The organism is Phytomonospora sp. NPDC050363, from assembly GCF_040655735.1.
In the GTDB taxonomy this organism is placed as follows: Bacteria; Actinomycetota; Actinomycetes; order Mycobacteriales; family Micromonosporaceae; genus Phytomonospora.
In genome coordinates this window covers 594,569-608,223 of record NZ_JBFAKK010000004.1, presented here as the reverse complement: position 1 = coordinate 608,223, position 13,655 = coordinate 594,569, and the positions used below count along the sequence as shown (strand labels likewise).

The window sequence follows — 13,655 nt, the reverse complement described above, 5'->3', positions numbered from 1 at the left end:
GACGACGATCAAAGCATGAGCATCGCCATCGGAACCGAAGAGCGTACCGAGCGCAGCGGCCCCCAGCCCTACCTCAGCACCGAGGATCTGACCGCCGTCGACGCCTGGTGGCGCGCGGCGAACTACCTGACCGTCGGCCAGATCTATCTCCTCGACAACCCCCTGCTGCGCCAACCGCTGCGGCCGGAGCACATCAAGCCGCGCCTGCTGGGCCACTGGGGCACCTCACCGGGCCTCAACCTCCTGTGGGCGCACCTCAACCGCGCGATCATCCAGCGCGACCTCGACATGCTCTTCGTGACCGGCCCCGGTCACGGTGGCCCCGCGATCGTGGCCAACACCTGGCTGGAAGGCACCTACAGCGAGGTCTACCCCGCCATCAGCCGCGACGAGGCCGGCATGACCCGCCTGTTCCGCCAGTTCTCCTTCCCCGGCGGCATCCCCAGCCACGTCGCCCCCGAGACACCCGGCTCCATCCACGAAGGCGGCGAACTCGGCTACTCCCTCGCCCACGCCTACGGCGCCGTCCTCGACAACCCCGACCTCATCGCCGCCTGCGTCATCGGCGACGGCGAAGCCGAAACCGGCCCCCTCGCCGCCAGCTGGCTCTCGAACGTGTTCATCGACCCCGTACGCGACGGCGCGGTCCTGCCGATCCTGCACCTCAACGGCTACAAGATCGCCAACCCCACCGTCTTGTCGCGCATCCCCGACGAGGACCTGCTGTCGATGATGCGCGGCTACGGCTACGACCCGATCGAAGTCTCCGGCCACGACACCACGCAGATCCACCACGACCTCGCCGAAGCCCTCGACACCGCCTTCAACAGCATCCGCGACATTCGAACGCACGCCCGAGAGACCCGAAACGGGTCGCGTCCGCGCTGGCCGATGATCGTGCTGCGCACACCGAAAGGCTGGACCGGACCGTCGCAAGTGGACGGCGTTCAGGTGGAGGGCACCTACCGCGCCCACCAGGTGCCCCTCTCAGGCGTCCGCGACAATCCTGCGCACCTGGAGATGCTGGAACGCTGGCTGTGCTCCTACCGCCCGGCCGGACTCTTCGGCGTCGCCGGCACGTGGCACCAGGACATCGCTCGTCTCACTCCCCGCCCGAACCGGCGGATGAGCGCCAACCGGAACACCAACGGCGGCGCGATCCTGCGCGACCTCACCCTGCCTTCCATCGACGACTACGCCGTCGAAGTACTCAGTCCCGGCGCGACCGACACCGAGCCGACCCGCCGGTTCGGGACCTGGCTGCGCGATGTCATGGCCGCCAACCCCGACCACTTCCGTCTCTTCGCACCGGATGAGGCGAAGTCGAACCGCTTGGACGCGGTCTTCGAGGTCACCGACCGTGCGTTCGCCGCCGAGATCCAGCCCGGCGACGACCATCTGGCGCCCGACGGCCGCGTCATGGAGGTCCTCTCCGAGCACCTGTGCCAGGGCTGGCTGGAGGGATACCTCCTCACCGGCAGACACGGCCTGTTCACCTCCTACGAGGCCTTCATCCACATCATCGACTCGATGTTCAACCAGCACGCCAAATGGCTCAAGACCACAAGAGACATCCCCTGGCGCCGCCCCATCGCCTCACTCAACTACCTGCTGTCCAGCCACGTCTGGCGCCAAGACCACAACGGCTTCTCCCACCAAGACCCCGGCTTCATCGACCACGTCGTCAACAAAAAAGCCGAGATCATCCGCGTCTACCTGCCACCCGACGCGAACACTCTCTTGTCGACCATGGACCACTGCCTGCGCAGCAGGAACTACGTCAACGTCGTCGTCGCGGGAAAGCAACCCTCCCCGAACTGGCTCACCATCGAAGAAGCCAAGGACCACTGCGCCCGGGGGATCGGGATCTGGGACTGGGCGAGCAACGACGACGGCGACCCCGACGTCGTCATGGCCTGCGCCGGCGACGTCCCCACCTTGGAGACCCTCGCCGCCACCGACATCCTGCGCCGGGAACTACCGGACCTGAAGATCCGCGTCGTCAACGTCGTCGACCTCATGCGCCTCCAGGACGAAAAGGAGCACCCGCACGGTCTGTCCCCACGGGAGTTCGACGCCCTGTTCACCACCGACAAGACCGTCATCTTCGCCTACCACGGCTATCCGTGGCTGATCCACCGTTTGACCTACCAGCGCACCAACCACGACAACATCCACGTCCGCGGCTACAAAGAAGAAGGCACCACCACCACACCCTTCGACATGGTCATGCTCAACGACCTCGACCGCTACCACCTCGTCATCGACGTCATCGACCGTGTCCCCGGCCTCGCCGTCAAAGAAGCGGCACTGCGCCGGCGCATGGTCGACGCCCGCAAGCATGCCCGCGACTACACCCGCGAGCACGGCGACGACGCCCCGAAGATCAAGGACTGGCGATGGAACTCATGACCCGCCACGGCCCTGCCGGACTGTCTTCGGCCGAGGCGGCGAGCCTGCTGGCCGCCCACGGCGAGAACGTCGTCGCCAAGCCCAAACCGAAGCGCCTCCTGAGCCGGATCGGCGCCCAGCTCGCCGACCCGCTGGTGACGCTTCTGCTGATCGCCGCCGTGGTGACCTCACTGCTCGGCGACTGGACCGACACACTTGTGATCGCCCTGGTCGTCGCCTTGAACACCGCCATCGGCGTAGTCCAGCAGACCCGCGCCGACAAAGCCGTCGCCGCCCTCGACGACCTCACCGCCCCTGCAGCGCGGGTCGTACGCGACGGCGTCGACCAGATCGTTCCCGCAGCCGAACTCGTCACCGGCGATCTGGTGCGCCTTGAGGCCGGCGACATCGTGCCCGCCGACATGCTCCTCGCCGAGGCGGTCCGCTGCCGCCTCGACGAGTCGGCCCTCACGGGTGAGTCGCTGCCGGTCGCCAAGGACGCCGACATGGAGGTGTTCGCCGGGACGGTCCTGGTCATCGGCCGCGCCGCGGGCACCGTCGTGCGCACGGGCGCCGACAGCGCGATGGGAAAGATCGCCGGCCTCGTGGCCGGAGCGGGGCAGCGCGCCACGCCGCTCCAGCGGCGCATCGCCCGCCTCGGCCGGATCCTCGGCGCCGCCGCGGTCCTGCTGTGCGCGGTGGTCTTCGCGGTCGGAGTAGGCAGCGGGGCCGGTGTGCTGAGCATGGCGCTGGTGGCCGTCAGCCTCGTCGTGGCCGCGGTTCCCGAATCGCTGCCGGCCGTGGTCACGCTGGCCTTGGCTCTCGGCGCGCGCCGCATGGCTCGTCACAACGCGATTCCCCGCAGTCTCCACGCGGTCGAAACCCTCGGGTCGGTCACGGTCATCGCCTCCGACAAGACCGGCACGCTCACCGAAGGCCGCATGGCCGTCCAGGAAGCCGTCGGTGGCCGCACCACCCACACCGCCACGGGGCACGGCTACGGACCCGCGGGGGTCGTCACCCCCGAACCGACCCAGGCGCTGCGAACGCTCACTGAAGCCGCCGTCCTCTGCTCCGACGCCACGATCGCCGCACCCGACAACGGCGGCGAGTGGAAGGCCATCGGTGATCCGATGGAGGCCGCGCTCGTCACCTTCGCCGCCCGGTGCGGCGTCGACGCCGATGCCGCACGCTCTACTTGGCCCCGCGTCGCCGAGTACCCCTTCGATCAGGCCACCCGCCGCATGAGCACCGTCCATCGCACGGGAACGGGCTACCGGACCGTCTGCAAAGGCGCGCCGGAAAGCGTCCTGGCCCTCGTGGTCGACTCCGAAACATCCCGAGCCGCGGCACGCGCCGCCGCAGAGAAACTCGCCGCCGAGGGGCTGCGCGTCATTGCCGTCGCCGAAAGCCTCACCGCCGAACCGCCCGCGGACCCAGGCGCGCCCGTGGGACTGTCCCTGCTCGGCATCGTGGGCATCGGCGACCCGCTGCGCGACAACGCCACCGGCGTCGCCTCCATCTTCGACCGCGCCGGCATCCGCCTGATCCTGATCACCGGCGACCACCCCGGCACCGCCTCGGCGATCGCCGCCCGCATCGGGATCTGGACCCCGGGAGACGCCGTCGGCGCCGGAGACCGGCCCGAACAAGCTCTCGACACCCAGGTCTTCGCTCGCACCAAGCCCGAACAGAAACTCGACATCATCGCCGCCCTGCAAGCCGACGGGCAGGTCGTGGCCATGACCGGCGACGGCGTCAACGACGCCCCCGCCCTGCGCCGCGCCGACATCGGAGTGGCCATGGGAGGCGGCACCGAAGTCGCCCGCCAGGCCGCCGACCTCGTCCTCGTCGACGACAACCTCGAAACCGTCGCCGCCGCCGTCGGCGAAGGCCGCCGGGTCTACGACAACATCCGCCGCTTCCTGCGCTACGGACTGGCCGGTGGCACCGCCGAAATCCTCGTCATGCTCGCCGGCCCCCTGCTGGGCATGCCCATCCCCCTCCTGCCAGCCCAGATCCTGTGGATCAACCTGCTCACCCACGGCCTGCCCGGCGTCGCCCTCGGCGCCGAACCCGCCGAGAACAACGTTCTTCGCCGACGCCCCCGCGCCCCCGGCGAGCAGATCCTCGGCGACGGCCTCTGGCGCGGCATTCTGCTTCTCGGCTCCCTGCTCACCGCGGCGACCCTCGCAGCGGGCGTGTTCGCCGAGGCGAAGGACTGGCCGTGGCAGAGCGTCGTATTCGCCACCCTCGGCCTCAGCCAGCTCGGCCTCGCCGTCGCCGTCCGGGCCCGGCGCCCGTGGCGTCTCAACCTCGCCCTCCCCGCCGCGGTCGCGCTGTCGGCCGTCGCGCAGATCGCCGCCGTGACCGTCCCGCCGCTGCGGACCTTGCTCGGAACCGAACCGCTGTCGGCGACCCAACTCGCATTCTGCGCGGCCGTCGCCATCATCCCCGCCCTCATCTTGTGGATCACCCGAAAGGTGAAAGGTCAATGAGAATCATCGTCGGCGCAGACGGATCGCCCTCCGCCCTCAACGCGGTGCGCACGGCCACCGTCGAAGCCGCCAGGCGCGGTGGACACTTGCGCATCGTCCATGCCTTCCTCTGGCCCCTCATGCACGTCCCCCTGGGACCTTCCCCGTCCGGGCCGCCCACCGGCGGACTGCGCCACGAGGCCGAACGGATCCTCGCCGAGGCCGCCGAGACCGCTGCGGCCACCGACCCAGCGGTCAAAGTGGAGACAGAACTGGTCACCGGCTTCCCCGCCCAGGTTCTCCTCGCCGAGGCGGCGACGGCCGAACTCGTCGTGATCGGGGACCGTGGGCTCGGAGCCGTCGCGGAAATGGTGATCGGCTCCGTCGCGCTGCAAGTCGCCGAGCGCTCACCGGTACCGGTGCTCGTGGTCAAGGGCCGCACGCGCGGCTCCGGTCCCGTCCTGATCGGTCTCGACGGTTCCCCGGCCTCATCGCGTGCCCTCCGCGTCGCGTTCGACGCCGCCGCGCTGCGCGGTGTCGACCTCGTCGCAGCGCACGTGAGGGCTGAAGCGGTCGTCTTCGACGCGACTCCGGCCTCGCTGTACGAGCGCGACGCGACCTGGACCCAGCGGGAGTGGCCTTTCACCGCCGCCTTGGACCGCGAACGCCGCAGAAAACCCACCGTCGTCGCCACCGACGAGGTCATGGTCGGCGACGCCGGCGAGGCTATCGTCGCCCGCGCCCGCCATGCCCAGCTGATCGTGGTGGGCGCGCACGGCCGCACCGGCTTCTTCGGCCGGGTCCTGGGGTCGGTGTCGCGTCACGTCCTGCGGCACGCACCCTGCCCCGTCCTCATCGTTCCGCCGCCCTTGACTGACGAGAAGGGAACAGCCCGATGAAGGTCCTGGTCGCCGCCGCCAGCCGGCACGGATCCACCGAGGAGATCTCGGCCGTCCTCGCCCAGGTGCTGCGTGCGGCCGGCTTCGACGTCGACCGCCGTCGGCCCGAGGAAGTGCGCGACCTGGCAGACGCCGATGCCGTCGTGCTCGGCAGTGCGGTCTACCTCGGTCACTGGTTGCGGCCCGCGTTGCGTTTCGCCGACCGGCACCACGCCGCTTTGTCGACACTGCCCGTCTGGCTGTTCTCCACCGGACCGGTCGGCGATCCACCGCGACCGGCTGAGGACCCTGCCGACATCGGCGAACTCATGCGCACCACGGGCGCACGTGAGCACCGGCTGTTCGCCGGGCGCCTCGACCGGGCCCGGCTGGGCCTCGCCGAACGTGTCGTCACGGGCATGCTGCGGGTGCCCGAGGGCGATTATCGGGACCTCGACGACGTCCGAACATGGGCCGCGTCGATCGCGTCGTCGATCCGGGCCGGTTCTCGACAGGGTCTTTAGTCCCTGCGCGGTAGTGGCCGAGGTTCTATGCAGGCTCGGCACGCGGGCGGTAGCGTTCACATGCCGATGTGAGCCCCAACCACATTTCCGTGGTGAAAGGAAGCCCCGATGCCGATCCGAGTGTTCCTCGTCGACGACCACGAGCTCGTCCGGCGCGGTCTCAGCGACCTGTTCGAGTCAGAGGCCGACCTCGAGGTCGTGGGCGAGGCCGCCTCGGTGCCCGAAGCACTGGCGCGCATCCCGGCTTCGAACGCCGACGTGGCGATCCTCGATGTGCGCATCGGCAAGGGCGACGGCGTCGAGCTGTGCCGGGACCTCAAGTCCGTCCAGCCGGATCTGAACTGCCTCATGCTGACCTCCTTCGACGACGACGAAGCCCTCTTCAACGCGATCATGGCGGGTGCCTCGGGCTTCGTGCTCAAACAGGTCCTCGGCGCCGACCTGGTCGACGCGATCCGCACCGTCGCCGCCGGCGGTTCCCTCCTCGACCTGCGGGCCACCGCCGCTCTCATGTCCCGCCTGCGCCGCGAGCAGGAACAGGCCGACCCGCTCAAGACCCTCACCGAGCAGGAGCGCGCCGTCCTCGAACTCATCGGCGACGGCCTGAGCAACCGCGAGATCGCCAAGAAAATGTTCCTCGCCGAGAAGACCGTCAAGAACTATGTATCCCACCTGTTGGCAAAACTCGGTATGCAGCGGCGCACCCAGGCTGCGGTCCTGCTGACCCGTTTGAGATCGGGCGAGGCGAACCGGGGCGAGTGACCCCTCTACGGCAGCGGCACACACCACGCGAGCCGGGTACCCCCGCCTTCGGTTGAGGTAACCGACAGGTGCCCGCCGCACGATTCGGCGCGCTCGGCGAGATTGGCCAGCCCGCTGCGAGCGACATCGGCGGGCAGCCCGCGGCCGTCGTCGCGGACTTCGACGACCAAATCCTTGCTGACGTCGACGGTCACCGTCACCGTGGAGGCGTCAGCATGGCGGATGACGTTGCTGATCGCCTCGCGCACCACCGCTTCGGCGTGTGTCGCGATGGAAGGCGGCACCAGGGTGTCCACGGCGCCCGACATGCGGACGGAAGCCGTCACAGACAGATCCGCTGTGCGTTCGGTGACGATGTCGAGGAGGCGGCGGCGCAGGCTGTTCGCCTCGTCGCCGGTGGAGTGCAGGTCGAAGATCGAGCCCCGGATGTCGCGCACTGTGTGGTCCAGCTGCTCGACGGCTGCGGCGATACGGGCGCGCGCCTGAGGGTCGGTCACGCGCCGCACCGTGCCCTGCAAACTCATCCCGACCGCGTAAAGGCGCTGGATGACCTGGTCGTGGAGGTCGCTGGCGATCCGGTCGCGGTCGGCGAGGACATCGAGGAGCCGCCGGGTCTGCTGCCGGTCGGCGGCCTCCAAGGCCAGCGCCGCCTGATCGGCGAAGGACGCCAGCAGCGGAATCTGCGCGGTGTCGAACGCAGCCCGGCCTTTCTCCTTGATGGCCAGGAGCAGGCCGCTGATGCCCTGTGCGGAGCGCAGCGGCACGGCGATGGCCGGTCCGAAGACTCCGTGATGGGCGCTGAGGTCGCCGTCGAGGAGTGCCTGCAAGTCGCGGATGGGCAGGGGTGTCCCGTCACGGGCAACGGTGAGCAGTTCGGGAACGCGTGTCGTGGCTTCGGTGTCGACGAGGCCGGCGATCGCGTCACCGAAACCGGTGCGGACCGCCAGGGTCTCGCCCGAGCCGTTCGGGTCGATGAAGATGAGGACGCTGTCGGCGTCGCTGAGGTTCTTGGCGTGCCGGGCGACGAGTCCGAGGGCGTCGTCGGGGGAGGCGCCGGAGAGGAGTTCCACGCGGACTTCCGAGGACGCCGCGAGCCAGCCCTGGCGGAGTTTGGACTCCTCGAACAGGCGGGCGTTCTCCACGGCGACGCCCGCGGCCGAGGCCAGGGCGCCGAGGACGATCTCGTCGTCGGCGGTGAACTCGCCACCGCCGCGCTTCTCAGTGAGGTAGAGGTTGCCGAACACCCTCTCGCGGACGCGTACCGGGGCACCGAGGAAACTGTGCATCGGCGGGTGGTTCGCCGGGAAACCCACCGACGCGGGATGAGCGCTCAAGTCGGGCAGCCGAATCGAGTGCGGCTCGTCGATGAGCAGCCCCAGCAGCCCCCGCCCCTCGGGGAGATGACCCATCTTCTCCCGCTGTCCGGGATCGATACCGACGTAGACGAACTCGCTGAGCCCGTCCTCTTGGGGGCTGAGAACGCCGAGTGCGCCGTAGCGGGCGTCGACGAGTTCGACGGCGGCCTGGACGATCCGCTGGAGCGTCGAGTCGAGTTCGACGCCGGCGCCGACTGCCATGATGGCGTCGATGAGTCCTTGGAGGCGATCACGGGTCTCGGCGATCTCGTCGAGTCTGTCGCGCACTTCGTCGAGGAGTTCACCGAGACGCAGATCGCCGAGACGTGCGGTGCCGTGCCACTTCGTCCCCTTGTGTCGCACGTCGTCCTCGCCCATCCATCTCTGCTCATACCGCCGCGAACCGAGCCGGGTTCGATGCTAGTCGTTCCCGGTGCCATCTAGCCTTGCTCGAACGGGACGGCTCGGACGCTTACGTTCACTATTTGATTTGGCCGCTGGGGTGCTCCATGAGTGCTGCGGAACGACGGCGACCGAAGACCAGGCGTGGTGCAGCAAGCCGCGTGCCACCGAGCCGCCGCGCCCGCGCTGCGCTCCGACCACGACCAGCTCGGATTCCGAGGACAGCTCGACAAGGGCCTGGACCGGCCTGCCGGATATGAGCGAGCCGGCGGCCTCAAGGCCGGGGTACTGCTTCTCGACGCTCAAAACGAGCTCGCGCAGCCACTCAGACTCAACGTTGCCGCCGTTCGCGGCTTCCCGATGCACGTGCACGATCCGCAGCGGCGAACCTTGCCGCGCCGCATGGGCCGCCGCGTAGGCTGCGGCTGCACTGCTCACCGGCGTGCCGTCGACTCCAACGACGACCGGCAGGTGCCTGCCAACGTGCGCCGGTGCGGCTTCGCTGCGGACGACCACTATCGGGCAAGGCGGCTCGGCGGCGATGGCGCTGCTGACCGATCCGAGGAGCATCCGGCCCAGCAAGCCCCGCCCGTGGCTACCCAGCACCAGCATGGAAGCGTCCTTCGCTTCGGCATTGAGCACATCGACTGCCGGGCCCTCCACGATCCTCGTCATTACCGACAGGTGCGCGCTGGTCTCGGTGACCACGTCATTGGCGTTGGCCACGAGTTCGCGGGCAAACCGTTCGAAGTCGGACTGCGAGACCTCCTCGACACCGGCGTCGCGCAGCGGGAAGTAATAGCCCCCCTCCAACATTCGTGTCGGCAGCTCCCACTCGTAGGCGTGCACGATCACCAACGGGCTGCCGCTGGTCTCGGCTTCCCGCGCCGCCCATCGCAGCGCCGCCACGCTGTGTGCGCTCTCGTCGATGCCGACGACGACGGCCCGTCCCATGCTCTGTGTTCTCATGAATCAAGCGTCCTACCTGCGGGTTCGGAGAGCCAGAGCCAGAGCGCACGACCCGGCAGGGACCAAAGTCGCCGTATCGGCTGGCCCGCCGCAAGCCGCACGCAGCCGAACGCCCCGGGGAGCGTTCCCCGGGGCGTCGCAGCGGTTTTCAGCCGACTTCGGCCGGCGGATGGACGACGGCGACCGGACCGAACGCATGGTGCAGCAGCGTCCGGCCCACGGAGCCCAGCACCATGCCGGTGAAGCCGCCCCGCCCTCGCGAACCGACCACGGTCAGGCTCGCCGTCCGGCTGTGCGTGATCAGGCGGAACGCCGGATCCATACCGGGCACCGCCCGCGCATCCACCTTCAGCTCGGGGTGGTTCCGCATCAGTTTCCGCTCGGCCGAAGCGACGGCGGCCTGCGCGTGGGCACGTTCGTCGTCAAGCGCGGGACCATGGAAGGAGAGCACTTCCAGGACGACGCCGCGCGACAGGGCCTCGTCGGCAGCGAACAACAACGCCGCCTCGGCCCCTGCGGAACCGTCGTAGCCGACGAGGACTGGCGCGTCCTCCGGCCGTTCCCCATCGATGTCACGGACGACCACGATCGGGCCGTGCCCGTAGGTGCCCACTTGCGTCGACACTGAGCCCAGGAGCAACCCGACGAAACCTCCGTGCCCTCGCGAGCCGAGCACGGTCATCCTCGAACGTCCCGACCTTTCGATGATCGCCTCCGCGGCGACACCGTTGACCTGTTCGCCGCGGATGTCGAGTGCGGGGTTGTCGGCACGGAGACGGTCGACGAGCTCCTGAAGGGTTTCCTTGGCATGCTCGCGGAGGTACTCCTCCATGGAGTCACCGGTGTAGGGGTAAAGCGGGTAGTCGTAGAGAGGGCTCTCGTACGCGTGCACGAGTCGCAAGGGCGCGCCAAGGCGCGTGGCCATCTCGACGGCGTGCTCCACAGCGGTGAGGCTGGGCTTGGAACCGTCGACTCCGACGGTGATCGGCAGCGAGTCGGTCATCGGACCGCCCCTTTCTGGTCGGACTTCGGGAAGTAGTCCTGCATGGTGGGTCTGCGGATGGGCTGGATCGGCTTCTCCGATCGCATTTCGAGAAGCCGGAAGCGGGTCGCCTGCAGCCTTTGCAGCAGGACCGAGAAGAGGGTTCTGGTGACGGCATAGCCGAGACCGGGGTCGCCCTCGGCGAAGTTCTTCAAGCGATCGGTGTCGAGCACGATCGCGCTGACATCGGTGACGGCCGTCGCCCCGAAGTGCCACCGGTGAGGCGGTACCAGCCACGACCACCCGACGAGATCGCCGGCGCCGAGCGTCTCCAAGACGGCGCCCTCGGCATCGAGGATGACCTGGCCGGAGGTGATCAGCCAGCAGCCCCAGGCGGGCGTTCCCTCCTTGAAGAGCCGGTCCCCGGGGCGGTAGTGCACATCGCGCGCAGTCGCAGCCAATTGCGCGAGGTGGCTCCGCTGGAAGTCGCGGAACGGAGCGAAGCCCTTGAGTTCGCTGAGCGAGGGCATGTCGGCCTCCTCGGTGGGTACTGGTCTCTGGCTACACCGTCATCCAACGGCGCAGGCGCGAACAGAGACGCTGGAATGCGTCGAGCAGGGACTTTCGGCCCCGCTGGCAACGCCTCCGCCTCAACCGGGACCAAAGACCCGGCACAAAGCCATGTTTCGTCACTGACGCCACTCCGGACCCGGCCGAGATGCTGGTGCCATGGAAACGAACCGCGAAAAGTCACCGATCGTCGTCGGTATCGACGAGGGTCCCGAGAGTGTGGTGGCACTGCGCTGGGCGGCCCAGGAGGCGGCCACGACTTACAGTCCGCTCGTTCTCGTCCACGCATTCGAGTGGCTGCCCCAAACGCGACTCGGCCGCGACGACTACTACTTCCCGCTGCGCGACGAAGGCCTCGACAAGACCGCCCGCGAGCAGTACGAGCAGAACGCCAAGGAGATGCTCGCCGACGCCACGGCCATCGTCAATGAAAGCGGATCCGGTCTCGAGGTCGAGACCAAGGTCGTCGAAGGCGTGCCCTTCGAGACCCTCGAAGTCGAAGCCCGCAACGCCTCGCTTCTCGTTCTCGGCAGCCACAGTCGCGGACTTCTGGGCCGCATGCTCCTCGGTTCGGTCAGCAGCGCCATCGCCTCCGACCCGCCATGCCCGGTGGCCGTCGTTCGCACGCACACCCGCGCCGTGCCCGTGGAGGCCACCGACATGCCCGTCGTCGCCGGCTTCGACGGAACGCCGGCCAGCCGCACCGCTCTCGCCTTCGCGGCCGACCATGCAGCCCGCCACGGGTCCCAGCTCATCGTCGTCCACGCCTTCCACCCCGTCGACCAGCGCACCGCGGGCTCCGTCAGCGAGCAGGCCGGCCGCCGAACCGCCTGGCTGCGCGAGAACGTGCAGATGATCGAAAAGGACCACCCCGGCCTGCACGTCACCTGCACCGTCACCGAGCACCGACCGGCCCAGGCACTCGTCGAGTGGTCCGTCGCCGCCCGCCTCATCGTCGTCGGCACCGGCGGGCGCCGCGCCTACACCGGCTCGGTGAGCCAGGCCCTGCTCCACCACTCCTGGTCGCCCGTCGTCGTCATCCCCGAAGCCTGAACAACCTGACATCCGAAAGAGGCCCCCGCCATGTCCGTTCGTGACCGCATCACCCTCACCGGCACCGAGAACAACATCGAAGCCACCACCGCCTCGCCTTGGGCGGCCCGCTCCCTGGCCGTCCTGCGCATCGCCACCGGCCTGATCTTCCTGTGGGCCTTCGCCGACAAGCTCTTCGGCCTCGGCTACGCCACCCCGGCCGAGCGAGCCTGGCTCAACGGAGGCTCGCCGACCCAGGGCTTCCTCGGCCACGTCTCCGTCGGACCCTTCGAGTCGACCTTCCAGTCCTGGGCAGGCGCGGCCTGGGCCGACTGGCTGTTCATGCTCGGCCTCGGCGCCATCGGCATCGCCGCCATCGCCGGCATCGGGCTGCGCCTGGCCGCCGGCTCGGCCACCGTCATGATGCTGCTCATGTGGGCCGCCGAGTGGCCCCTCGACCAGACCACCTCGGCCGGAGAACCCAGCGGATCGAACAACCCCCTGGTCGACTACCACCTCATCTACGCCATCGCCCTCATCGCCTGCGCCGCCGCCTACGCAGGCCGCACCTGGGGACTGGGCAGGATCTGGGAGAAACTCCCGATCGTCAACAGCAACCCCTGGCTGAAGTAGCAGTGTGCAGAACCAAAGCCGTCGACGTCACAAGACGTCGGCGGCTTTGGCGTCACCGTCGAAGATCGGAACACGGTGGTGGACCGGCTGTACCCAGGCCCGCCCCGCAAACCTGAGAGGTACCGAACTTCGGCCCCGGCCCTGGTATTGCCTCCGATACAGGCCGCCGTCACGGGACAGCGCGGCCGCCCGGATTCGCGGAGACCCTGCGTTGAATCGCTCGCCGAGGATCTCCGCGCTCGCGTCAGCGAAGGTATCCGACCTCGTAGGCGACCTTCGCGTGCACGCGTTCCAGCCGCGCTTGTGCACGGCATTCCGAGGTGCAGACCTGCGCGCAGGAGTCGCAGAAGGACACCGCTCGGGCCTCGGCGCGACGCTGCCTGAGTTTCGCCAGAAACATGATGCGCTCCCTATTTCGATGAATACCGAATCAAGCCGATCGGGCAATCATGCACCTTGATTCGACATCCGTCAAACTAGATGAGTGTCGAAGCAGTGTGGAGGTCGTCACGTCGGCCTCGGCGGCGAGCAGAGCCCGACGAGGGCGAGTCGGCTCGCTGCGAGAAAACAGCCCACGGTTGCGATGGGGAGTTCCCATCGAGATACGAGACGCCGGAACCCTGCGGTAGCTCCGCGTGCCTTAACGCAGCCTTCCTCCGGCTGAGGCGTGGGCCAGGACC

The 13,655-nt window shown here is 68.8% G+C and carries 12 protein-coding genes; 7 read left to right on the top strand and 5 right to left on the bottom strand.

Going from position 1 to position 13,655, the window contains the following annotated elements:
- Window positions 1-15 precede the first annotated feature (15 nt).
- From AB0I28_RS14240 to AB0I28_RS14220, 5 genes are all read left to right on the top strand, one after another.
- On the top strand, window positions 16-2,412 hold the full coding sequence (locus tag AB0I28_RS14240; RefSeq protein WP_357493189.1) for a phosphoketolase family protein: 2,397 nt from the start codon (window positions 16-18) through the stop codon (window positions 2,410-2,412).
- Window positions 2,400-4,889, top strand: coding sequence for a cation-transporting P-type ATPase (locus AB0I28_RS14235; protein ID WP_357493187.1), 2,490 nt, complete (start codon window positions 2,400-2,402; stop codon window positions 4,887-4,889). The genes AB0I28_RS14240 and AB0I28_RS14235 overlap by 13 nt, the downstream gene beginning before the upstream one ends.
- Window positions 4,886-5,767, top strand: a complete 882-nt coding sequence (locus AB0I28_RS14230; protein ID WP_357493185.1) for a universal stress protein — start codon at window positions 4,886-4,888, stop codon at window positions 5,765-5,767. Before AB0I28_RS14235 ends, AB0I28_RS14230 begins: the two co-directional genes overlap by 4 nt.
- A complete protein-coding gene (locus AB0I28_RS14225; protein WP_357493183.1) occupies window positions 5,764-6,270 on the top strand; it encodes a flavodoxin domain-containing protein in 507 nt (168 codons plus the stop codon). Before AB0I28_RS14230 ends, AB0I28_RS14225 begins: the two co-directional genes overlap by 4 nt.
- Before the next feature lie 108 nt (window positions 6,271-6,378).
- On the top strand, window positions 6,379-7,032 hold the full coding sequence (locus AB0I28_RS14220) for a response regulator transcription factor (protein WP_357493181.1): 654 nt from the start codon (window positions 6,379-6,381) through the stop codon (window positions 7,030-7,032).
- Window positions 7,033-7,037: 5 nt separating this feature from the next.
- Here AB0I28_RS14220 and AB0I28_RS14215 read toward each other — a convergent pair whose 3' ends face one another.
- From AB0I28_RS14215 to AB0I28_RS14200, 4 genes are all read right to left on the bottom strand, one after another.
- Window positions 7,038-8,765, bottom strand: a complete 1,728-nt coding sequence (locus AB0I28_RS14215; protein WP_357493179.1) for a GAF domain-containing sensor histidine kinase — start codon at window positions 8,763-8,765, stop codon at window positions 7,038-7,040.
- 42 nt (window positions 8,766-8,807) lie between these two features.
- A complete protein-coding gene (locus AB0I28_RS14210) occupies window positions 8,808-9,758 on the bottom strand; it encodes a universal stress protein (RefSeq protein ID WP_357493177.1) in 951 nt (316 codons plus the stop codon).
- Window positions 9,759-9,906: 148 nt separating this feature from the next.
- Window positions 9,907-10,761 (bottom strand): universal stress protein, encoded by an 855-nt coding sequence (locus tag AB0I28_RS14205; RefSeq protein ID WP_357493175.1) that lies wholly within the window; start codon window positions 10,759-10,761, stop codon window positions 9,907-9,909.
- On the bottom strand, window positions 10,758-11,270 hold the full coding sequence (locus tag AB0I28_RS14200) for a cyclic nucleotide-binding domain-containing protein (RefSeq protein WP_357493172.1): 513 nt from the start codon (window positions 11,268-11,270) through the stop codon (window positions 10,758-10,760). Before AB0I28_RS14200 ends, AB0I28_RS14205 begins: the two co-directional genes overlap by 4 nt.
- Before the next feature lie 199 nt (window positions 11,271-11,469).
- Here AB0I28_RS14200 and AB0I28_RS14195 point away from each other — a divergent pair, with 199 nt between their 5' ends.
- Window positions 11,470-12,363: a universal stress protein gene (locus tag AB0I28_RS14195; protein ID WP_357493170.1), complete on the top strand. Its 894-nt coding sequence runs from the start codon at window positions 11,470-11,472 to the stop codon at window positions 12,361-12,363.
- Between the two features lie 30 nt (window positions 12,364-12,393).
- On the top strand, window positions 12,394-12,975 hold the full coding sequence (locus AB0I28_RS14190) for a hypothetical protein (RefSeq protein ID WP_357493168.1): 582 nt from the start codon (window positions 12,394-12,396) through the stop codon (window positions 12,973-12,975).
- 244 nt (window positions 12,976-13,219) lie between these two features.
- On the opposite strand, the gene AB0I28_RS14185 is transcribed toward AB0I28_RS14190, so the two are convergent.
- Complete coding sequence (locus AB0I28_RS14185; protein WP_357493166.1) at window positions 13,220-13,375, bottom strand: hypothetical protein; 156 nt, start codon at window positions 13,373-13,375, stop codon at window positions 13,220-13,222.
- Between the last annotated feature and the right edge of the window lie 280 nt (window positions 13,376-13,655).

Coding starts and splice junctions, on each gene's coding strand:
- AB0I28_RS14230 (WP_357493185.1), top strand. CDS start 4,886: ATGAGAATCATCGTCGGCGCAGACGGATCGCCCTCCGCCCTCAACGCG.
- AB0I28_RS14200 (WP_357493172.1), bottom strand. CDS start 11,270: ATGCCCTCGCTCAGCGAACTCAAGGGCTTCGCTCCGTTCCGCGACTTC.
- AB0I28_RS14185 (WP_357493166.1), bottom strand. CDS start 13,375: ATGTTTCTGGCGAAACTCAGGCAGCGTCGCGCCGAGGCCCGAGCGGTG.
- AB0I28_RS14240 (WP_357493189.1), top strand. CDS start 16: ATGAGCATCGCCATCGGAACCGAAGAGCGTACCGAGCGCAGCGGCCCC.
- AB0I28_RS14210 (WP_357493177.1), bottom strand. CDS start 9,758: ATGAGAACACAGAGCATGGGACGGGCCGTCGTCGTCGGCATCGACGAG.
- AB0I28_RS14220 (WP_357493181.1), top strand. CDS start 6,379: ATGCCGATCCGAGTGTTCCTCGTCGACGACCACGAGCTCGTCCGGCGC.
- AB0I28_RS14235 (WP_357493187.1), top strand. CDS start 2,400: ATGGAACTCATGACCCGCCACGGCCCTGCCGGACTGTCTTCGGCCGAG.
- AB0I28_RS14215 (WP_357493179.1), bottom strand. CDS start 8,765: ATGGGCGAGGACGACGTGCGACACAAGGGGACGAAGTGGCACGGCACC.
- AB0I28_RS14190 (WP_357493168.1), top strand. CDS start 12,394: ATGTCCGTTCGTGACCGCATCACCCTCACCGGCACCGAGAACAACATC.
- AB0I28_RS14195 (WP_357493170.1), top strand. CDS start 11,470: ATGGAAACGAACCGCGAAAAGTCACCGATCGTCGTCGGTATCGACGAG.
- AB0I28_RS14205 (WP_357493175.1), bottom strand. CDS start 10,761: ATGACCGACTCGCTGCCGATCACCGTCGGAGTCGACGGTTCCAAGCCC.
- AB0I28_RS14225 (WP_357493183.1), top strand. CDS start 5,764: ATGAAGGTCCTGGTCGCCGCCGCCAGCCGGCACGGATCCACCGAGGAG.